The sequence below is a fragment of the Thermocrispum municipale DSM 44069 genome (assembly GCF_000427825.1).
GTDB classification, from domain to species: domain Bacteria; phylum Actinomycetota; class Actinomycetes; order Mycobacteriales; family Pseudonocardiaceae; genus Thermocrispum; species Thermocrispum municipale.
The window spans coordinates 1-20,878 of the sequence record NZ_KE386593.1; the positions used below are offsets into that span (position 1 = coordinate 1).

Annotated in this window: 19 protein-coding genes; 13 read left to right on the forward strand and 6 right to left on the reverse strand. The window is 68.3% G+C overall.

From position 1 onward, the window contains the following. The coding region (locus YWM_RS25830) for a GntR family transcriptional regulator (protein WP_156914798.1) at window positions 1-169 on the reverse strand (169 nt) is incomplete at its 3' end. A 1,063-nt stretch (window positions 170-1,232) separates the two neighbouring features. On the opposite strand from YWM_RS25830, the gene YWM_RS0115390 reads away from it, so the two are divergent. Next, window positions 1,233-2,165 (forward strand): DNA-3-methyladenine glycosylase family protein, encoded by a 933-nt coding sequence (locus YWM_RS0115390; RefSeq protein ID WP_245566063.1) that lies wholly within the window; start codon window positions 1,233-1,235, stop codon window positions 2,163-2,165. A gap of 99 nt (window positions 2,166-2,264) precedes the next feature. Here YWM_RS0115390 and YWM_RS0115395 read toward each other — a convergent pair whose 3' ends face one another. Next, complete coding sequence (locus YWM_RS0115395; RefSeq protein WP_038045462.1) at window positions 2,265-3,197, reverse strand: alpha/beta hydrolase; 933 nt, start codon at window positions 3,195-3,197, stop codon at window positions 2,265-2,267. A gap of 350 nt (window positions 3,198-3,547) precedes the next feature. Between YWM_RS0115395 and YWM_RS0115400 the strand changes: the two genes are divergently transcribed. Continuing rightward, window positions 3,548-4,183, forward strand: a complete 636-nt coding sequence (locus tag YWM_RS0115400; RefSeq protein WP_245566064.1) for a TetR/AcrR family transcriptional regulator — start codon at window positions 3,548-3,550, stop codon at window positions 4,181-4,183. On the opposite strand, the gene YWM_RS0115405 is transcribed toward YWM_RS0115400, so the two are convergent. From YWM_RS0115405 to YWM_RS23960, 4 genes are all read right to left on the reverse strand, one after another. Continuing rightward, the gene (locus YWM_RS0115405) at window positions 4,180-4,788 is read right to left on the reverse strand and encodes a LutC/YkgG family protein (RefSeq protein ID WP_028851456.1); all 609 of its coding nucleotides are present in this window, start codon (window positions 4,786-4,788) and stop codon (window positions 4,180-4,182) included. The two genes, YWM_RS0115400 and YWM_RS0115405, sit on opposite strands and share 4 nt — an antisense overlap. Then, on the reverse strand, window positions 4,772-6,208 hold the full coding sequence (locus YWM_RS0115410; RefSeq protein WP_028851457.1) for a LutB/LldF family L-lactate oxidation iron-sulfur protein: 1,437 nt from the start codon (window positions 6,206-6,208) through the stop codon (window positions 4,772-4,774). Before YWM_RS0115410 ends, YWM_RS0115405 begins: the two co-directional genes overlap by 17 nt. Beyond that, window positions 6,187-6,921 carry a (Fe-S)-binding protein gene (locus YWM_RS0115415; RefSeq protein WP_028848469.1) on the reverse strand — a complete coding sequence of 245 codons (735 nt, stop codon included), beginning with the start codon at window positions 6,919-6,921 and terminating at the stop codon, window positions 6,187-6,189. The genes YWM_RS0115410 and YWM_RS0115415 overlap by 22 nt, the downstream gene beginning before the upstream one ends. Window positions 6,922-7,150: 229 nt before the next feature. Next, window positions 7,151-8,161, reverse strand: coding sequence for an NsdA family TPR-like regulatory protein (locus tag YWM_RS23960; RefSeq protein WP_245566065.1), 1,011 nt, complete (start codon window positions 8,159-8,161; stop codon window positions 7,151-7,153). Window positions 8,162-8,317: 156 nt separating this feature from the next. Here YWM_RS23960 and YWM_RS0115425 point away from each other — a divergent pair, with 156 nt between their 5' ends. The 11 genes from YWM_RS0115425 (at window position 8,318) to YWM_RS0115475 (ending at window position 20,859) form a co-directional block, all read left to right on the forward strand. Further along, window positions 8,318-8,512 (forward strand): hypothetical protein, encoded by a 195-nt coding sequence (locus tag YWM_RS0115425; RefSeq protein ID WP_156914799.1) that lies wholly within the window; start codon window positions 8,318-8,320, stop codon window positions 8,510-8,512. Window positions 8,513-8,859: 347 nt separating this feature from the next. Continuing rightward, window positions 8,860-9,900, forward strand: coding sequence for an LLM class flavin-dependent oxidoreductase (locus YWM_RS0115430; RefSeq protein ID WP_028848467.1), 1,041 nt, complete (start codon window positions 8,860-8,862; stop codon window positions 9,898-9,900). After that, window positions 9,897-11,513, forward strand: coding sequence for a long-chain fatty acid--CoA ligase (locus tag YWM_RS0115435; RefSeq protein WP_028848466.1), 1,617 nt, complete (start codon window positions 9,897-9,899; stop codon window positions 11,511-11,513). The genes YWM_RS0115430 and YWM_RS0115435 overlap by 4 nt, the downstream gene beginning before the upstream one ends. Window positions 11,514-11,549: 36 nt before the next feature. Beyond that, entirely contained in the window at window positions 11,550-13,502 is a 1,953-nt protein-coding gene (locus tag YWM_RS25835) for an LLM class flavin-dependent oxidoreductase (RefSeq protein WP_028851458.1), read from the forward strand. After that, window positions 13,499-14,218: an SDR family NAD(P)-dependent oxidoreductase gene (locus tag YWM_RS0115445; RefSeq protein WP_028851459.1), complete on the forward strand. Its 720-nt coding sequence runs from the start codon at window positions 13,499-13,501 to the stop codon at window positions 14,216-14,218. Before YWM_RS25835 ends, YWM_RS0115445 begins: the two co-directional genes overlap by 4 nt. A 144-nt stretch (window positions 14,219-14,362) precedes the next feature. Then, window positions 14,363-14,788, forward strand: coding sequence for a nuclear transport factor 2 family protein (locus YWM_RS0115450; RefSeq protein ID WP_028851460.1), 426 nt, complete (start codon window positions 14,363-14,365; stop codon window positions 14,786-14,788). 65 nt (window positions 14,789-14,853) lie between these two features. After that, a complete protein-coding gene (locus YWM_RS0115455) occupies window positions 14,854-15,951 on the forward strand; it encodes an LLM class flavin-dependent oxidoreductase (protein WP_028851461.1) in 1,098 nt (365 codons plus the stop codon). 74 nt (window positions 15,952-16,025) lie between these two features. Then, the gene (locus tag YWM_RS0115460) at window positions 16,026-16,526 is read left to right on the forward strand and encodes a flavin reductase family protein (RefSeq protein ID WP_043661634.1); all 501 of its coding nucleotides are present in this window, start codon (window positions 16,026-16,028) and stop codon (window positions 16,524-16,526) included. 5 nt (window positions 16,527-16,531) lie between these two features. Further along, the gene (locus tag YWM_RS0115465) at window positions 16,532-17,776 is read left to right on the forward strand and encodes a bifunctional 3,4-dihydroxy-2-butanone-4-phosphate synthase/GTP cyclohydrolase II (protein ID WP_028851463.1); all 1,245 of its coding nucleotides are present in this window, start codon (window positions 16,532-16,534) and stop codon (window positions 17,774-17,776) included. 87 nt (window positions 17,777-17,863) lie between these two features. Beyond that, on the forward strand, window positions 17,864-19,711 hold the full coding sequence (locus tag YWM_RS23975; protein ID WP_052344949.1) for a GAF domain-containing protein: 1,848 nt from the start codon (window positions 17,864-17,866) through the stop codon (window positions 19,709-19,711). A gap of 98 nt (window positions 19,712-19,809) precedes the next feature. Beyond that, window positions 19,810-20,859, forward strand: coding sequence for a phosphotransferase family protein (locus YWM_RS0115475; RefSeq protein ID WP_043661373.1), 1,050 nt, complete (start codon window positions 19,810-19,812; stop codon window positions 20,857-20,859). The last annotated feature ends 19 nt before the right edge of the window (window positions 20,860-20,878 follow it).

The following is a 20,878-nucleotide window of genomic DNA, read 5'->3' on the forward strand; positions in this document are numbered from 1 at the left end:
CGTCCAGTGCGCGACGAGCGGTCGGCTGCTCCACCCCGTACTGAGCCATCAACTCGTTCTCACCAGGAACCTTGCTGCCCGGAGGAAGCTCACCACCATCAATGCGCGCCCGCAGCTCGTCCGCGATCTCCCGATATCCGTAGCGCCCCTTGCGCGNCTCATCGGCCATCCCGGCTCACCTCCCTCCGGAGCTACTGAAANTCTTCCCACGGTCATCGTTTAGTTCTGTACAGCACAGGCTACCCCTCAGCGCCTCCCACACCGCCACACGGGGCCACAGCCATCACACCCCCGACCCCCGCTCGCAGCCCCGGTCTGCGTGTTCAAACTTTCTCTACTTGTTCAAGGCGGCCCCTGCGGGGCCGCGCACCGGGCCGCCACCGAGGCGCGGCGGGCAAGCGGGGCATGCGGCTGCCGCCGGTCCCCGCGCCCGCCGCCAGCGTCTCGGCGACCCGGGCGCAATCACGCAGGAGCCATCAACAGATCCAAGAAATGCCCTCGCCGGGCGGGCAGGCTCCGGGATGACCCGAACGACCCGAACGCGCAACCGACGGCCGCGCGGTGTGTGCGGGTAGTCACCAACTGGTCATCCCGCCGCCTGCCCTGAGGGCTATCACACCGGCCTGGGGCCGCAAGCTTGATCACGTACGCGCCGGTCATGCACGCAGGTTGCGGCCCCAGGCAGGTGCGATCTAGACGCCCTCAGGCGACGGGATGACCAGCCCAGATCCCCCGACATGGCAGCGAACGTGCTGTGCCTGTCCCCCCAACTGCCACGTGCTGTTCGACAACGGCGCCATGATCATTACGAGGATGGCAATGTCGTCGTCAATGGCATCGTCCGCCGGACCACTCAGGATCCTGACGGCGCGTCCAACATTCGTCCAACATGCGCCCGGCGGAGAGCGGCAAACACCAACAGACAATGACAGCTCCCCCGGCCGAGTCCATCCAGGTCAGGGGGCTGACCAGTGCTCTACGGGCAAGGAACCGTCTTCAGAAGGTTGGGGGTTCGAATCCCTCCGGGCGCGCATCAGGCCCCTGCTCAGGGGCCATTTTTCTTGCCCTGAACGGCGCATCAACCCGGCGCATTGGTCATTTCGTAGCACGCGGCGCACCGTCGTACCGGATCAAGATCAACGCATCAGCCGATCCCCTTCCGGCGTTCCTACCTACGCCCGCGCTCCCGGTGGCATTCACCTGATCAACGGCCGCTGCGGGACAATCGCCGCGTGGGCCACACGCATCTGCCGAAACCGGACGCCAGCACGACGTGGGAGTCGTCCTGGCCGACGGCCATAGCGCAGACCGTGGCTCCTTTGCAGCGTGGCCGGGCCGACCCGACACATCGGATCGTGGAGTCGGCCGCCCACTCCGGGCTGCCGGGTGTCTGGCGGACATCGCTGACCGATGACGGCCCGGTGAGCATGCTGCTGACGCAGGACGATGTCCACACGCTGACCTGCCGGGCATGGGGTCCCGGTGCGCGGCGGGCCGTCGAGAACGCGCCCGAGTTGTGCGGCGCGGCCGACGACCCGAGCGAGTTCCGGCCGGATCATCCGATGCTGGAGGGCCTGCTCCGGCGCAACCGCGGGCTGCGCATCGGCCGCACCAATCGCGTCCTCGAAGCCCTGATCCCCGCGATCCTCGAGCAGCGAGTGCTCGGGCGGCAAGCCACGACGGCCTGGCGCCGACTGGTTCGCCGCTACGGCACCCCCGCGCCTGGGCCCGCGCCTGAGGGCATGAAGGTCTTCCCGGCGCCGTCCACCTGGGCGGCGATACCCGCCTGGGAATGGCATCGCCTCGGGGTCGACCCACGACGAACTCGCACCATCATCGCCTGCGTACGCCGAGCCGGTCGGCTCGAACGACTCAGCGGGCTGCCCACCGAGGACGCCAAGCGCCTGCTGTGCACGATCGACGGGATCGGGGTGTGGACAGCGGCGGAGATCGCCCAGCGGGCGTTCGGGGACACGGACGCCCTGTCCGTCGGAGACGTGCACCTCGCCCGTGTGGTCGGCCACGCCATGTTCAACGCCGACTTCGACGACGACGCCATGGTTGCCGCACTCGAACCGTGGCGGCCGCACCGCTACCGCGTCGTGCGTCTGCTGCACGCGGGCGGGTACGCCACACGGCCGCGGTTCGCGCCGCAGCGGCAATGACCTGGCTCGAGAACAACAAAGGCCGCCGGAGCAACGGCGGGGACAGATCCTTCGGGGTCTGCCCGGGCCGTAATTCCGGCGGCCTCGGTCGCTGTTCGGTCAGTGCAGCGCGCTCTTGAGCGTGCGGATGGCCAGGTCGATGGCGGCGTTGGCGGCGTGGGTGTCGCGCAGCGCGTCCAGCATCACGAAGTCGTGGATGATTCCGGCGAATCGGACCGCGGTGGTGGGCACCCCGGCCTCGCGCAGCTTGGCGGCGTACGCCTCACCCTCGTCACGCAGCACGTCGGCCTCGGCCGTGATCACCAACGCCGGCGGAAGGTCCTTCAGCTGCTCCGTCGTTGCCCGCAGCGGCGAGGCGGTGATCTCGTTCCGCTGCTTCTCGTCGGTGGTGTACTGGTCCCAGAACCACTTCATGCCGTCGCGCTGCAGGAAGTAGCCGGTCGCGAACTCGTGGTACGAACCGGTGTCGAAGGCAGCGTCGGTGACCGGGTAGAACAGCACTTGCTGCACGAACTTCACATCGCCGCGCTCCTTGGCCAGCAGCGTCAGCGCGGCCGACATGTTCCCGCCGACCGAGTCACCGGCGATCGCCAGCTTCTCCGCGTCGAGCCCCTTCTCCTTGCCCTTGGTCACGATCCACTTCGCGACCGCGTAGTTCTGCTCGATCGCACGGGGGTAGCGCGCCTCCGGCGACAGGTCGTACTCGGGGAACACCACCGCGGCCTCCGCGCCGACCGCCAGCTCACGGACCAGCCGGTCGTGGGTGTGCGCGTTGCCGAACACCCAGCCGGCGCCGTGGATGTAGAGGATCGCGGGCAGAACGCCGGTGGCGCCCTGCGGCTTGACGATCCGCGCCCGAGTCCCGTCCTCGAGGGTGATCCACTCCTCGTCGACCGGCAGCTTCGGGTAGTCGGTCGTCTGCGCCTCGTCGACCGCCTTGCGACCTTCCTCCGGAGGCAACTCGAACAGGAACGGCGGGTTGGCGGTCGCGTTGGCGAACTCCTGAGCGGCCGGTTCCAGAACAACACTCATGTCGAACAACCCTTTCGAACTCGGAGCCCTCGAGGTCTTCGGGGACTCGCAACCCTTGTGGAAGTCTTTGGAGAACGTTCGTTCTCCGACGTCTGCTACTCTAGGAGAACGATGGTTCTCCCCGCAACATGGCGTGCGTCACGTGGCGGTCGCGGGAGACGAAAGACGGCGATCCCGGGATGAATGACGGTGATCGCGGAGGCGCAGGGACGCAGACGCGACGGGCCGAGGGATCGCGAAGGCGGAGCAGTTCAGCAACGCCCAGACGGAGCGAATTGTCGGCGCGAGGCGGAGGGGCATACAGACGCACGGGGCCGGGAAGGCAAGCTGAGGGACGAAGGGAAGGCGAAGTGGCCAAGTCAGCAACGGCGAGTGAAGCCAAGACAGCAACCAAGACCGGCGGCAAGACGAGCAGGACCAGGCTCGACGACGAGACCGCGCAGCAGCAGATCCTGAGCGCGGCCGATCGACTGTTCTACGAGCGCGGCGTGCAAGCCGTCGGCATGGACGCCATCCGCGATGCCGCGGGTGTGTCGCTCAAGCGCCTCTACCAGCTGTTTCCGTCCAAGGAGCACCTGATCGAGGCCTACCTGCGGCACCGCGACGCGTTGTGGCAGTCCATGCTCGACGAGCACGTCGACGCCCGGACCGATCCGCGCGAACGCATCCTCGCCGTGTTCGACTTCCTGCGCGACTGGTCGAGCCAGCCGGACTACCGCGGCTGTGCGTTCATCAGGACGTTCAACGAGCTCCGCGCCGCGTCACCGCACATCGCGGAGATGGCTACCCATCACAAGGACGGCTTCCGCGCCGAACTCGTCGAACTCGCCCGCGAAGCCGGAGCCGACGCCCCGGAGCAGCTGGCCGACCAGCTCATCCTGCTGAGCGAAGGCGCCATCACCCGCTGCGCGATGGCCGGCTCGTCCGCACCCGCCACGCGCGCGCGGGAAGCAGCTGCGGCGATTCTCGACGCCACGCTCAACTAGCCGACGATCAGGACTTCCAGCGTGCGGGGACCGTGGACGCCCTCGACCCGGTCGAGCTCGATGTCGCTGGTGGCCGACGGCCCGCTGATGAACGTCAACGGCCGGGTGGCCTCCAGCCGCGCCAACGCCTCCGGCACGCTGACCACCACCTGATCGGCCCGAACCACACACAGGTGGTAGTCCGGCACCAGAGTGATGATCCGCCGCCCCTGCGCGGCACCCGAGTCCAGCACGATCGTGCCCGTCTCCGCGATCGCCACCGCGCAACCGGTCACCACACCGTCCACACTGTCCAGCTCGGACAAGGCCAGCGGCGGATCGTCGGACTTCCACTCGACCCCGGACACTCGCCACGAATCAGGTGCATCAGCAGGCACGACGACGGTCTTCGCCGAACGCCGGGCCAAGCACTCGGCGATCCGATCCGGCACCTCGGCCTCGGACACCCGGTGCACGATCGCCTTGTAGTCGGCGACCCGTTCGTCCAGCAGCGCGAGCACGTCGGACGCCGAGCGCTCCCGCTCGTAGTCCCGCACCACCGGCGCACCCGCCGGACGGTCCACCGCACGGATCCTGCTCAGGATCTCTTCACGAGCGCTCGACACGATTGCGCCTCCACCACGTGCGGAACGACTCCTTGGGCACCGCAGGCGCGTTCCGCGAATCCGTCCACTTCGCTCCCGGCCCCGGAATCCTCTTGATCCACCCGTCACGGGCCAGGAACCGCGACAGCGACCCGGCCTTCTGCGTCGCCTCGTACCGCTTCGGATCGGCGAACACCCACGCGGCCGCAGCCATCGCCAGCGCCTCCGGTGTGCGTTTGCCCTTCGCCTCCACGGCCTCCGCCCGCAGGTGCGTCAGTACCTCGGGAATGTTGATCCGCACCGGGCACACCTCGAAGCACGCTCCGCACAGCGACGACGCGTACGGCAGCGAAGCGGCCTGCTTGTCGTGCATGTCGCCGACGAGCTGCGGCGCCAGGATCGCCCCGATCGGTCCCGGGTAGACCGACCCATAGGAATGCCCACCGGTCCGCTCGTACACCGGGCACACGTTCAGGCATGCCGAACACCGGATGCACCGCAGCGCCTGCCGGCCCACCTTGTCCGCCAGCGTTGCTGTTCGTCCGTTGTCCAACAGGACCAGGTGGAACTTCTGCGGCCCGTCGCCCGGTGTCACCCCCATCCACACCGACGTGTACGGATTCATCCGCTCCGCGGTGGACGACCTCGGCAGGAGCTGCAGGAACACCTCGAGGTCCTGCCAGGTGGGCACCAGCTTCTCGATGCCCATCACGGTGATCAGCGTCTCCGGCAACGTCAGGCACATGCGCCCGTTGCCCTCCGACTCGACCACCACGATCGACCCGGTGTCGGCGACGGCGAAGTTCGCCCCGGAGATCGCGACCTTGGCGGAAAGGAACTTGCGCCGCAGGTACTTGCGCGCCGCCTCCGCCAGATCCTTCGGCTCGTCGGACGCCGGCTTCTCCGTCATCCGCCTGCTGAAGATCTCGCGGATCTCCGCCCGGTTGCGGTGGATCGCCGGCACCAGAATGTGCGACGGCCGGTCCTCGCCGAGCTGCACGATCAACTCGGCAAGGTCGGTCTCGATCGCGTTCACCCCGCTGGCCTGCAGCGCCTCGTTCAGCCCGATCTCCGCCGTGGCCATGGACTTGACCTTGACCACCTCGTCGGTGCCCTCGGCGCGGATCAGATCGAGCACGATCTGATTGGCCTCTTCGGCGTCCCGCGCCCAGTGCACGACGCCGCCGCGCGCCGTGACGGCCTCCTCGAGCCGCACCAGGTAGGTGTCGAGATTGGCGAGCACGTCGTCCTTGATCGCCTCGCCCGCGCGGCGCAGCCGCTCCCAGTCCGCCATCTCGGAGACGACCTCGGCGCGCTTGGCCCGGATCGTCGTGGTCGCTTTGCGCAGGTTGCGACGTAGTTGCGTGTTGGCCAACGCCTCGTGCGCGGCCTTCGGAAAGGCTGGACTGCCCAGCCAGGTCACCGGGTTGCGGCCGCCCACGGCTCCTCCTCCGTACTCGCCAGGATCGACGCCAGGTGGACGGTCTGCACGCCCGTCTTCAACCGCGACAAACCACCGCCGATATGCATCAGGCACGAGTTGTCGCCGGCACACAGCACCTGCGCACCGGTGTCCAGCACGTTGCGCATCTTGTCGGCGAGCATCGCCGTGGACGTCTCGGAATTCTTCAGCGCGAACGTGCCACCGAAGCCGCAGCACTGCTCGGCCAACGGCAGTTCGACGAGCTCCAGCCCTCTCACCGCACGCAGCAGGCGCAGCGGCCGGTCCCCCACGCCGAGCATCCGCAGTGAGTGGCACGTCGGGTGGTAGGTGACGCGGTGCGGGAAGTAGGCGCCGACGTCCTCGACACCCAATACGTCGATAATGAACTCGCTCAGCTCGTAGGTGTGCTCGACCGCCGGCCCGGTGCCGCACAGGTCCGGGTGGATGTCCCGCACCATCGCCGAGCACGAGCCGGACGGCGCCACCACATAGTCGTATTCGGCGAAGACGTCGGCATAAGACTCAGCGAGCTTGCGGGCGTGATCCCGGTAGCCGGTGTTGAAGTGCATTTGCCCGCAGCATGTCTGCCCGAGTGGGAAATCGACCTCGCAGCCCAGCCGTTCCAGCAGGCGAACGACGTCTTTGGCCGTGTCCGGGTACAGCGTGTCAGTCAGACAGGTGGCGAACAGTGCGACGCGCGGACCGCTCATGACCGGCCCGCGGGAATCCGGCCCAGGACGAGTAACGCTGATCGTGAAGGCATCTCCCGGCTGCCCGGATCCCACATGCTCGGTTCCTTTTCGTTCGGGTACGCATCCGCGCATGATTCTGCTGAACGTGCGCCCGGACCGCCAGCCGTCTCATCCTGAGCGACGAATGCGCTGCTCACCCGTGCCGGTCAGCGGAACGGTCACGGGCTCGCGCGTTCTTTCGACTTGGCTATGCCGCGAGCTCGGCAAGCTCACGGCGGCGCTGCTCCCATTCTTCCCCGCGCCACGTGGCAGGCATGGCGGCCAACGCATCTGCGGCGGCGCGACGGGCGCCTTGCCGATCGTCGAGGGCGTGCAGCACGAAGGCTCGCTCGCCGGTGAAGAACGACGGCGTGTACCAGTAGCCGGACTCGGGCACCTCACCCGGAAGCCGATCAACCAACTGGTCAGCTCGACCGAGCTGGCGGGCGGCCTCGGTCCGGTCCCCGCCGCGCGCCAATACGTCGGCGCGTTGATAGGCCAAGTACGTGCGCAGTGCAGGGTGGGAGCGCGGGTTGCGAGCAGCGGCCTCGTTCAGCGCATCAGCCGTACGCACGTCGTGACGGCGCAAGCTTCGGTCCGCCGCGAACGACAACGCGGTCACCAGGCGATGTGAGTCGTCCGCTTCGATCGCCAGAACAGTCGCCCGGTCCAGATGTCGCCGCGATTCACCCCACTGACCGAGCGGGATCGCCAACCACCCGAGGTACTGCTCGATCTCGGACAACAGCCCGACGGCACAGGAGCGCGCATCGCCCGATGCGTTGCGAGCCAGCCGGTCCACCAGTGCGGCTTGCCGCCGAACACTGGGCACGACTTCGGCAGCACCCGCGACGTCTTCCAACCGTCGCAAACTCCCCAGCACCGACGCGACAGCATCGAGCGCGACCACGTCGGTCCGTCCGCGCAGCGCAGCCGACACACGATCGGCGGCTTCGGTAGGCGCAAAGCCGAGGTCGGCTTCTGTTGCGTCGTACACAGCGCACAGTGCGGCGCGAACGAGCGACGACGGACGCCGCACGGTCCCGCGTTCCAACTTGCCGAGGTGATTGGCGTCGAAGGCCGAGTCCTTGCCGTGATGACGGGCGATCCACGCCACCACCAATTCGGCCACTTCCTCGCGGCTCGCATGAGTGCCCGGTGAGCGTCGAGAGGGCATCGATTCGCGGGCGAACCGCAGCCGTTCGTTCGGTTCGGGCACGAATTCAGCGTACGACGTTCCCGCGGGATCCTGCCGATCTTCCCTCCCGCCCTAGGACCCCTGTGACCAGGCTCGGAAGCCATGACGTAGAACTCCGGACCGATGGTGCCGCCACCACCTGGCCAGTCCGCCGCCGACACCGGGCACGAGCGGACGGTGGAAACTGACACCCTGCTGTTCACCACGATCGCGCAATCCTGCCCTGGCATCGTGCGCACGCTGACGTTGCTGATACGCGAGCTCACCGAAGCCGACCTCGAGCCTGCCACCATGAGAATGCTGGGCGAGCGGATCCAACGGATCGGCGAAGCGGTTTCCGCGCACGCGAAGCGCTCCACCTGGGACGAATGACCGTCGAAGGCCGCCTTGTGCGGACCTCCAACACTTCTGGAGCAATGTGCGCCCTGTCACACGTCCCGCTGCGCCGCCCGGAGGACTGATCAACTCCGGCTGACCGAACCCCGCCGAGGTGCAGATCCACCCCGCTATCTGCGCCGAATCACCCACGGCAGACCCGCTCACCTGCGCACTCGGCACTGCCCACGCCGGATCACCGCACCGGGTGCTGTTCGCCGCAAAGCCTTTGGATCCACCGACAACGGCTCGGCTTCCAGCGCCTTCACCGGCCACCACCCCGGGCCCATTCTGTGATCCACGACATACCCCTGTGCCCGCTGTGACGATCTGAGGAGCCCGCCGTGTCCGAGCACACCTGCACCTTCGGCCTGTGGTACGACTTCCGGAATCCGGCGCGGTGGCCGCGCAGCTTCACCAGCTTCTACGCCGAGACCCTCGACCAGATCGCCTGGGCGGAAAGCCGCGGCATCGAGTCGGTGTGGCTCACCGAGCACCACTTCATGGCCGACGGCTACACGCCGTCGCCGTTCGTCATCGGTGGCGCGATCGCCGCCCGCACGAAGTCGCTCAAGATCGGCACCAACCTGATCGTCTCCCCGCTGCACAACCCCATCCGCCTCGCCGAGGACGCCGCCACCCTGTCCCTGCTCAGCGGCGGCCGGTTCGACCTCGGCGTCGGCCAGGGCTACTGGCAGCCGGAGTTCCAAGCCTTCGGCCGGAACCTGCGCAACCGGCCCAGCTTGCTGGAAGAAGGCGTCGAGATCATCCGCCGCGCCTGGTCGCGGGACACCGCGGAGTTCCACGGCAAGCGCTACGACTTCCCCGCGCTGCCGGTCACCCCGCAGCCGGAGGCCACCCCGCAACTGTTGGTCGGCGCCATGGCCGAGCCCGCCATCGAGCGCGTCGCCCGCATCGCCGACGGCTTCCTCAGTACCCAGAACGCCCACCACCAGATGTACATCGACGCGCTGGAGAAGGTCGGCAAACCGGTCGACGAGGGCCGCATCTACGCAGGTCAGTGGGCAATCATCGCCGAGGACCCGGAACGCGAGTGGGCCCGCATCGGCCAGCACGCGCTCTACCAGATCAACGGCTACATCGGCATGGGCGCGTTCGGCCCGCCGGACCAGGTCCCCACCTTCCCGAACCCGCAGGCCCTGCTGGACGCCGGCGCGTTCCTGCTGTGGGACGTCGACACCGCGGTCAGCGAGCTGACCACGCTGCTGCTCGACCGTCCGCAGATCAAGGACGTGCACTTCTGGGCGCAGCTGCCCGGCGAATCGGTGGAGAGCGGGTCGGCCCGCATCGAACTGCTCACCTCCCGCGTCATCCCGCAAGTACGCGCGGCCGTCGCGGCCGGACGACAGGAGGTGTCCGTATGACCCCTGCGCCGGCCTCCGGCTCCCCCTTGTTGATCACCGACTTCCTGTACCGGGCACGCGACCTGTTCGCCGCGAAGACGATCACCCAGTACCAGGACGGCGAGAAGATCTTCAGCTACACCTACGCCGAGTACGCCGACCGCGTGCTGCGCCTCGCTCAAGCCCTGATCGACCTCGGGGTGCGGCCAGGCGATCGGGTCGCGACGCTGGCGTGGAACCACCACCGCCATCTCGAGCTGTACCTGGCAGCTCCGCTGGCGGGAGCCGTGCTGCACACGCTCAACCTGCGGTTGGCAGCCGACGAGATCGCCTACATCGTCGACCACGCCGATGACCGCGTGGTGTTCGTCGACTCGTCGCTGCTGCCGTTGCTGGACAGCGTCCGCTCCCGCCGCCCCGAGATGCCGGTGATCACCACCGACGGGGACAGCCCGAACCACGACGAACTGATCGCGGCCGCCACGCCGCTGGAAAAACCCGTACCGCGGGACGAGAACGACCTGGCCGCGCTCTGCTACACCTCCGGCACCACCGGCGCCCCCAAGGGCGTCGGCTACTCGCACCGCGCGCTCTACCTGCACACCTTCGCCGCATGCCTGGCCGACGGCCACGCGATCTGCGAGCGCGACACCGTCTGCCACGTCGTCCCGATGTTCCACGCCAACGCGTGGGGCATCCCGTTCGCCGCGTTGATGACCGGCGCGAATCAGGTCCTGCCCGGGCCGCACCCGTCGGTGGCCGACATCGCCACCATGCTCTCGACCGAACAGGTCACCTACACCGGCATGGTCCCGACGGTCGCCGTCGACCTGGTCAAACACGCCACGGCCAACCGGATCGACCTGACCAGTTTGCGGGCCCTGGTGCTCGGCGGCTCGACCCCGACCCCGGAGCTGATCCGCAGCATCGAGGAAGACCTGGGCGTGCCGGCCTACCAGGGCTGGGGCATGACCGAGCTGTCCCCGATGGGCACATTCGCCCGCCCACCACGCGACGCCGACGACGACCCGCAGCGCCGCTACGAGTACGTCCGTCGCCAGGGACGCCTGCTACCCGGCCTGCACTGGAAGCTCGTCGACGACGACGGCAACGAGGTCCCGCACAACGGAGTCGACCGGGGCGAGCTGCTCATGCGCGGACCGTGGGTCGCCGACCGCTACTTCCGCGACGAGCACCCGGAGGCGTTCGCCGACGGCTGGTTGCGTACCGGCGACATCGCGACCATCGACTCCGAGGGCTACCTGACCATCGTCGACCGGGCCAAAGACCTGATCAAGAGCGGCGGTGAGTGGATCAGCTCGCTGGCGCTCGAGCAGGCACTGACGACGATCCCCCAGGTCGCCGAGGCAGCCGTCATCGCGGTCCCGCACGAACGCTGGCAGGAACGTCCACTGGCCTTCGTCGTCGCCGCCGAAGGCGCCCAGCTGGACCCCGAGCAGGTGCGGTCGGCCCTGGCCGAGCGGGTGCCGCGCTGGTGGCTGCCCGAACGCGTCATCGTCGTCGACTCCCTGCCCAGGACCAGCGTCGGAAAGCTCGACAAGAAGCGGCTGCGCAGCAGCGTCGGCGCCGGACTCTTCGCGGACCCGCACCATGCGGCGCCCTCACCCGCATAACCCGCACCTCCACGCCCGTCACGAGGAGGACCTTGCGTGAAGTTCGGCATCTTCTACGTCCTGGAATGTCCCGACCACGACTTCCCGCGTGCCTATCGCGAGATGCTCGAACAGGTCGAGTACGCCGAACTGCTGGGCTTCGACGAAGTGTGGCTGGCCGAGCACCACGGCAGCGACTACGGCTCGATGCCCTCCCCGCAGGTGGCCGCCGCCGCCATCGCGCAACGCACCGAGCGCATGCGCATCGGGATCGCGGTCAGCAACCTGACGTTCGACTGGCCGGTCCGCATCGCCGAGGACTACGCGATGGTCGACGTCCTCTCCGGCGGACGGCTCGACTTCGGCGTCGGCCGCGGCTACCAACCGCACGAGTTCCGCAACATGGGCGCGGGCGAACGGCAGGCGGAAAGCCGTGAGGTGTTCGTCGAGGCCCTCGACATCATCCGCGGCCTGTGGAGCAAACCCACCGGTCAGCCGTTCTCGTACCACGGCAAGCACTTCGACATCACCGACGTGGACTGCCGGCCCACCCCGGTGCAGCGCCCGACCCCGCCGATCTACCTCGCCTCGATCAGCCCGGAGTCGTTCGACCTGGCCGTCGCACAGGGCTGCAACATGCTCGTCACGCCGACGCTGATGACGATGCCGGAGCTGAACGCGTTCGTCGTCGACGCCAAACGGCGATTACGGGATCTCGGCCGGGACATCCTCGAGCTGGATTTCCCGATGAACTGGCAGATCCACCTCGCGGAGACCGAACAGGCCGCGGTCGACAACGCGCGCGAGGCGCTGACCTGGTACTTCGACTCGGTTCTGTCCATCGTTCCGCAAGGCGAGGACGTGCCGCCGAGCTACGAGCGGTACGCCGAACTGGTCTCCGCCACCGACAAGGCGGGCGGCGTCACCGTTGACGGCTTGCGCGACGGCGGCGTCGTCTACGTCGGCGACCCCGACGGCCTGATCCGGCAGCTCGAGTCGCTGCACGACGAGACCGGGCTGCAACACCTCATCTGCTGGATGCGCTTCGGCGGGCTCGACCACCACAAGGTGCTGCGCTCGATGGAGCTGTTCGCCGAGCACGTCATGCCCCGCTTCCGCGACCGCGAACCGGTCGTGCCGCGCGCCCTGCGCGAGCTGTCCGCCGCCGAGACCTCCCCTTTTGCTCGATCCCTACTAGTTCAGGAGGACACCATGGGATACCTGCCCGTCGAGAACGACCGCAGCATCTACTACGAGCACCATCGCGGCAGCGGCAGGCCGATCGTGCTCGTGCACGGCTGGGGCGCCAACGCCCGCGCGTGGGACACCACGCTGCCCGCGCTGCTGGCCAACGGCAACGAGGTGGTCACGCTCGACCAGCGCTGCTGTGGGCGCTCGGACAAGGACTTCGAGGAGGTGTCGATCGCCGCGCTCGGCGAGGACGTCGTGCGCCTGGTGGACCACCTCAGCCTGGACCGCCCGGTGATCAACGGCTGGTCGCTCGGCGGCGCGGTGGCCACGGCCGCGGTGGCCAAGCTGGGTGACCGCGCGTCGGGCCTGGTGCTGACCGGTGGGGCCTCGCCTCGCTACACCGCGACCGACGACTGGCCGCACGGCGGGACGACCGCCGACGTCGAAGGGATCCTCGACGCCCTCGCCGCCAACCGCGCCGCGACGTTGCGCGGTGTCGCGGAAGCGGTGTGCGCGGAGAACCCGGGCGAAGCGGTCCTCGACTGGCTGTGGGACATGTTCATGGAGATGGGCCCGCGTGGTGACCAGTCGTTGCGCGACCTCGCCGAGGTCGACCTGCGTAAGGAACTCGCGGGCCTGGAGGTGCCGATCCTGTTGCTGCACGGCCGTGCCGACACGTTCGTGCCGTATTCCCAGGCCGAGGCCGTGACCGAGTTGAACTCGCGCGCCGAACTGGTCGAGTTCGCCGGCGGGCACGCACCGTTTTTGGAGGACCGGGACCGCTACCTCGGCGCCTTGACGGAGTTCTTGAATCGATGACCAAGAACTGGCTGGTCACCGGCGGGTCGCGCGGTATCGGGCGTGCGGTCGTCGAGCAGGCGACGGCCCGGGGCGACCGGGTCGCGGTCTTCGCCCGCAAGCCCGCCACCGAGCAGTGGCCCCACCCGGATCGAGTTGTGGAAATCCACACCGACCTCACCGACTCGACTGCGGTGGCACGCGGTGTGCGCACCGTTTTCGAGCGGTTCGGATCGCTCGACGTGGTGGTCAACGCCGCCGGGGTCCACCGGGGTGGCCGGGTCGACACCCTGTCGCGAGAGCACTGGGACGAGGTGATCGGCACCAACCTCACCGGCGCATTCGAGCTGGCCCGGCACGTCGTCCCCCGCCTCGAAGCCGGATCCGCCCTCATCAACGTGGGTGCGGTGGTGGGCTTTCGCGGTTTTCCCGGCGACGTGGCCTACGGCGCGGCGAAAGCCGGCCTGCACGGACTGACCCAGGTGCTCGCGGTGGAACTGGCACCGCGACACATTCGGGTGAACCTGGTGATCCCGGGTTTCGTGGAGACCGACATGACCTCGGCGCTGACCGGGCGGGCGCGCGAGCGGATCCTCGCCGCGATCCCGCTGGGCCGCACGGGCCTTCCGGCGGAAATTGCGCAGGTCATCGTGGGTGTCGCGGACGCCGAGTACATGACCGGCTCGGTGGTGGCCACCGACGGCGGCTTGCTCAGCTCGTTCGCCTCCCGTAGTTGACCTGCCCGTGGTTGTGGTGGCCTACAACGCCGCGAAAAGTCACGTGACCCGCACCACAAGCGGGAAGTTAGCCTCGAGACGACAAAACCTGAATTTCGTTTTCTCGACGCATTTTCGCCCACTTCCCCTGCGGAAGGAGTTCGTATGAACGACACCGCGAGTGCCGGAAGCCGCGAAGCGGACAACAAGAAACTCGTTGCGGAATTCATGCAGGTGTTCTCCACCGGTGACGTGGCGGCGATCATGGACTATCTCGCCCCCACCGCGACCTGGTGGGTGGCCGGCACCATCGAAGGCATCTCCGGCACCAAGAGCAAGGACGAGTTCCGGGAGATGCTCTCCGGTCTGTCCGCCAACACCAAGACGGGCGCGATCCGGCTGACCCCGATCGCATGGACCGCGGAGGGCGACCGCGTCGCGGTGGAGACCGAGTCGTATTCCGAGATGACCAACGGCCGGGTCTACAACAACCTGTATCACTTCGTATTCGAGGTGCGCGACGGGAAAATTCAGTCGGTCAAGGAATACCTGGACACCGAACACACTCGGGCCGTCTTCCTCGCCGCGTAGTTCTTCCGGTTCTTCGCTCCCATTCCAGCAACAACCCATTCGCACACATTGAAGGAGACACGTCCATGGACATCGGCATGCTGTTGGTCGCCCAGAATTATCACGAAAACGTCAGCGACCAGGAGGTCTTCCTCCGCGAGGTCGAAATGGGAGTGAACGCGGAGAAGTGGGGCTTCGACACCGTCTGGTCCGCCGAGCACCACTTCGACGACTACTCGATGCTCCCGGACAACCTGCAGATCCTGACCTACATCGCGGCCAAGACCTCGAAGATCAAGCTCGGCACGGCCGCGGTGATCCTGCCGTGGAACGACCCGAAACGCGTCGTGGAGAAGGTGGCGATGCTGGACATGCTGTCCGGCGGCCGCGTGATGTACGGCATGGGCCGGGGCCTGGCCAAGATGGAGTACGAGGCGTTCGGCATCCCGATGGACGAGGCGCGCGAGCGGTTCGTCGAAGCCACCAAACTCACCCTGGAAGGCCTGCGCACCGGCGTGGTGGAGAACCCGGACGGCAAGTACTACAAGCAGTCCAGGGCCCAGATCCGCCCGGCGCCCGATCCGTCCTACGAGTGGACCCGCGAGCGGCTGTTCGGTGCGGCCATGTCGCCGGACACGATTCCGATCATCGCCGAGCTCGGCCTGCGCATGATGACGTTCGTCCAGTTCCCGTTCGAGAAGCACGCCGAGGCCATCAACCAGTGGCGTGAGCTGTACCGTGAGAAGCAGGGCGTGGAGCCGCCGACCCCGCTGGTGCAGGACTTCGTCATCTGCCACGAGGACGCCGACGAGGCGCGGCGGCTGGCGCACGAGCACCTGTCCCGGTACTTCCTGTCGGTGATCAAGCACTACGACTTCGCCGGTGACCACTGGCGCTCGACCAAGGGCTACGAGACGTACCAGGTCGGCGCGGACATGATCAAGGAAGCCGGGATGGAGGCGGCCGCCACCGGATACGTGGAGGCCAACATCTACGGCACGCCGGAGCAGATCGTGGAGAAGTACGCGGCCCGCCGCGAACTGGCCGGCGACTTCTCGGCCAATGCCGCGTTCGCGTTCGGTGGCCTGCCGATCGACCAGGCCTTCAAGTCGGCGCAGCTGTTCGGCGAGAAGGTCGTGCCGGAACTGAAGAAGATGACGGCGAAGGTCCCGGTCAGCGCATGATCACCGTCGTGGCGGCGCCCGGGGGTCCGGGCGCCGCCACACCTCACCCGGCGGACGGCGAGATGAATTCCCCCATGACTCGAGGTTTGACCGCCACCCACGACTTCACCGATCTCTTCCGCGACGTGATGGCGGGCGTGTGCACGCCCGTCACGGTGGTCACCGCGCTCGACGGTGACCGGCCGCACGGCACCACGGTCAGCGCGTTCGCGTCGCTGTCGTTGCATCCACCGATGGTGCTCGTCGCGCTCGACCGCGGGTCGGACCTGCTCAGCGTGGTGCGTGTGCGGGGCCGGTTCGGGGTCAACATCCTCGGCCACGGTCAGCACGACCTCGCGCTGAGGTTCGCCCGCAAGGGCCTGGACAAGTTCGACGGGGTCGACTGGTCCCTGTCCTCGGGCGCACCGCGCATCACCGGCGCTCCCGGCTGGGTGGCGTGCACCGTCGCGGATCTGGTGGACGGCGGCGACCACGTCGTGGTCCTCGGCCATGTCGTGGAGGCCGACCGCGCCGACTCCCCGCCGCTCACCTATCACCGGCGCACGTTCGGTACCCACAGCGCAGAACAGGAGTAGTGGCCATGCCCCGCACCCCGGCTCAGCAGGTCGAACTCGCCGTCTCCACGCTCGCGGCGGGCGGCCTGGTCGTCGTGGTCGACGACGAGGACCGCGAGAACGAAGGCGACCTGGTGGGCGCCGCCGCGACGATGACCACCGAGCAAATGGCGTTCATCGTCCGCCACACCACCGGCATCGTCTGCGCACCCATGCTGGCGCATCGCGCCGACGCGCTCGATCTTCCGCTGATGGTCGACCGCAACACCGAGGCGCACCGCACCGCGTTCACCGTCAGCGTCGACCACGTCTCCACCGGTACCGGGGTCAGCGCCGAGGACCGCGCAGCGACCGTGCGAGCACTCGCCGACGAATCCACCGCGCCGGAGGATCTGTGCCGGCCGGGCCACATCTTCCCGCTGCGCGCCAGGGAAGGCGGGGTGCTCGCCCGGGCCGGCCACACCGAGGCCGCCGTCGATCTGCTGCGCCTGGCCGGAGCTGGTGAGGTGGGCGTGATCAGCGAGATCGTCGCCGACGACGGCTCGATGCGACGCGGCGACGACCTGGACGCGTTCGCCGAGGAGCACGGGCTGCCGATCGTGCGGATCGCCGACCTGGTGCGGTACCGGGCGGCGACCGAGCCGTTCGTCGAGTACGTCGCCGAAGCGGAGATGCCGACGGAGTTCGGCCAGTTCCGCGCGGTCGCGTTCCGCTCCGTGGTGGACGGCTCCGAACACTTGGCGCTGGTCATGGGCGATGTCGCCGAAGCGGGCCACAGCCGGCAGGGCGTGCTGGTGCGGGTGCACAGCGAATGCCTCACCGGCGACATCCTCGGCTCGCTGCGCTGCGACTGCGGGGCACAGCTCGAGCGGGCACTCGCCGAGATCGCCCGCGAGGGCTGCGGCGTGCTGGTCTACCTGCGCGGACACGAAGGCCGCGGGATCGGCCTGGCGCACAAGATCCGCGCCTATTCGCTGCAGGAACAGGGCTTGGACACGGTGGACGCCAACCGCGCCCTCGGCCTGCCGGACGACTCGCGCAGCTACGGGGTCGGCGCACGGATCCTGGCCGACCTCGGCGTGCGGCGCATGCGGCTGATCACCAACAACCCGAGCAAACTCGGCGGCCTGGAGGGCTACTCGATCGAAATCGTCGGACGGGTGTCGCTGCCGACGGCCGTCACCGCGCACAACGTGCGCTACCTGCGGACCAAGCGTGACCGGATGGGGCATGCGCTGGACACACCCCTACCGGACGTGATCGCAACCTGACATTCCGCTCTTGTGAATTGTCACTAGTTCGTGGATGTTGGTGAGCGAGGCAGACGGGAGGCCCACGACAAAGGAGACGAGGACCCCATGACGCTGCTGAGCACGACCACCGAGCGAATCGCCACGCCGGCCATCCCCCGGCCGCGTCACCGCGAACGCGACGTGATCACCGCGTTCGCGCAGATCACCGGTGAGGCGATCAAGGACACCGATCTGGAAGAACTGCTTCGCTCGGTGTGCATGAAGCTGTGCGAAGTGATCGGGGTCTGCCGTTCGTCGCTCTATCTCAAGCACCCCGACGGGCGGTATCGCGGCGCCGCGGGCCACTGCGCCGAGCAGGGCGACATCACCGAGGCGGTCAAGCGGCAGGAGTCCGGGATCGAGGGTGACGCGTTCAGCCGCGAGATCATCGAGACGGCCCGCCCGGTGCTGATCGAGGACGTGGCCAACGACCCACGCCCGCATCGCCGCACGATGGAGCACTGGCAGGTGCGGGCCATGCTGGGCGTCCCGCTGGTGTTCGACGGCGAGGTCACCGGTCTGCTGTTCGTCGACGACCGGGACCGCGACCACGTCTACACGCAGGAAGACATCGAGATCGCGGAGATGTTCGCGCAGCTCAGCGCGCTGTTCATCAGCCAGGCGATGTTGAACGTGCGGCTGCGTGCGCAGGCGTCGGAGATCGCCCGCAGCCGCAACACGCTGGCGTATCTGGCCGACGTGCACCGCAAGCTGACCAACGCGGTCCTGGAAGGCGCCGACATCCACACCGTCGTCGCGCTGCTGTCCGACCTGTCCGCCAAACCCGTTGTGCTCTACGACGAAGACTTCCGGGTGCTGGCCTGGTCCGCGCCCGCCGCCCTCGGTCTCGACCGGCCGCCGGTGATCTCCGAGCGGATCCGCACCATGCCCGCGGTGAAAGCCGAGCTGGCGGGTCTCAGCCCGGAACGTCCGTCCGCGGTGGTGCCGCCGACGTTGTCCGTCGGACTCGGCCGTCGGCATCTGATGTGTCGGCTGGTCATCGAGGGACGGCCGAACGGCTTTCTGGGCATCGTCGAGGTCGGCAGGTCGCTGGAGCCGATCGACGCCAACATCGCCGAGCACGGCGCCACCGTGCTGTCGCTGCAGATCCTGTCCGAGCGCAGGCAGATCGAGACCCAGGGCCAGGCTCGCGACGACTACCTGTCCGACCTGCTGCGCAACACCCGGGACAAGGAGCACCTGATCCGGCGCGGCCCGCAGTTCGGCATCGACCTGACCAACCCGCACGTGTTGGTGCGGTTCACGCTGTCGGCGAACCCGCGGCTCAGCGCGACCGCCGCGCAGCGCCTGGTCACCCGTCGGTTCCAGGAGGTTTTCGGTATCGACGAGCCCGCGGCGGTGAAGCTGCCCGGCCACATCATCGTGCTGGTCCCGCTCGCCGACGACGGCTCACCGGAGGAGCTGGCCGCGGTCCGCAACCGGGTGCGGCAGGTCCGGGAGTCGCTGCAACCGGACCTGGCCACCGGCACCACGGTCATCTCCGGGGTGTGCCGCGAAGTCACCGACTTCCCCCACGCCTCCCGCGAGATGCGCGAGGTCGCCGAGATCGCCCGGTCGTTCGACTGGGCCGAGGACGTCTTGGACGTCACCAAGCTGGGGCTACTGCGCGTCGTGGTCGGCTCAGGCCGGGTCAAGGAGGCCGTGCGGTTCGCCCACGAGTACGTCCACCCGGTGCGTACGGCCGACGACGGCACACTGCTGGAGACCTGGCGCGCCTTCGTCGACGCGGACGGGCGCGTGAAGGGTGCGGCGGCCGCGCTCGACGTGCACGAGAACACCGTGCGTTACCGGCTCGGCAAGATCAAGGATCTCACCGGGCTCGACCCGAGCGGCCTCGAGGCGCTGCTGTCCGCCCGGCTGGCGTTCCAGATCCTGTCGTTCGCCAACCCGTGACCGCCACCGTCGCCCGGCTCGACCCGCATTGTAGAAACCCACGACAAGCTGGGGAAACGACAGTGCCGGGGCAAGATTGCGGCGGATACGTTCGAGGCATGCCGACCGACACCACGCACAGCGACCTCATCGGGGTCGACCTCACCGCCGTTCGGGACTGGATGGACGCCCAGGGCCTTGGGGCAGGCGAGCTGACCGCGGTGTCCCCGATCGGCGGCGGGACACAGAACGTCATGATCGGTTTCGAGCGTTCCGGTGTCCGCTACATCCTGCGGCGCGGCCCACAGCATCTTCGGCCCCAGTCGAACCGGATCATGCAGCGCGAAATGACGTTGCTGCGCGCGTTGGCCGGCACGTCGGTGCCCCACCCGATGTTCGTCGCCGGCTGCGAGGACACCGACGTCATCGGCGCGGTGTTCTACCTCATGCGGGCTGTAGATGGCTACAACGCCGCGGAGTCCCTCACCCCCGCGCACGCCGCGGACCCCGGTATGCGCCACCGCATGGGCCTGAGCATGGTCGACGCGCTCGGCGAACTGGCCCGCCTCGACCCGGCCTCGATCGGACTGACCGACTTCGGGCGCCCGGACGGCTTCCTGGCGCGCCAGGTGGACCGGTGGCGCAGCGAACTCGAGTCGTTCACGCTGCTGCCCGGCTACCCCACCGTGCTGCTGCCGGAGGTGGACCGGATCGCCTCCTGGCTCGAGGACAACCGTCCCGAGCAGGGCGCGACGGGCATCCTGCACGGCGACTACCACATCGGCAACGTGCTGTTCGACCGCGTCGAGCCGCGGGTGACCGCCATCGTCGACTGGGAGATGGCCACCGTCGGCGACCCGCTGCTCGACCTCGGCTGGATGTTGGTGATGTGGGGCGACGACGGCGAACCCGACCTGCTGGAGAGCAAGCTCGCCGGCGCGGGCGGGCTGCCGAGCAGGACCGAGATCCTGGCCAGGTACGCCGCGCACAGCGACCGGGACCTGCGGGCCATCGACTGGTACACCGCGCTCGCCGGGTTCAAGCTCGGCATCATCCTCGAGGGCACCTACGCCCGCTCCCGGTCCGGCCAAGCACCCGTCCAGGTCGGCGAACGCCTGCACCGCTACGCCTTGCGACTGTTCGAACGAGCCCGCCGCTTCGCCGCCTGACCCCGACCCCGGAAGGGAG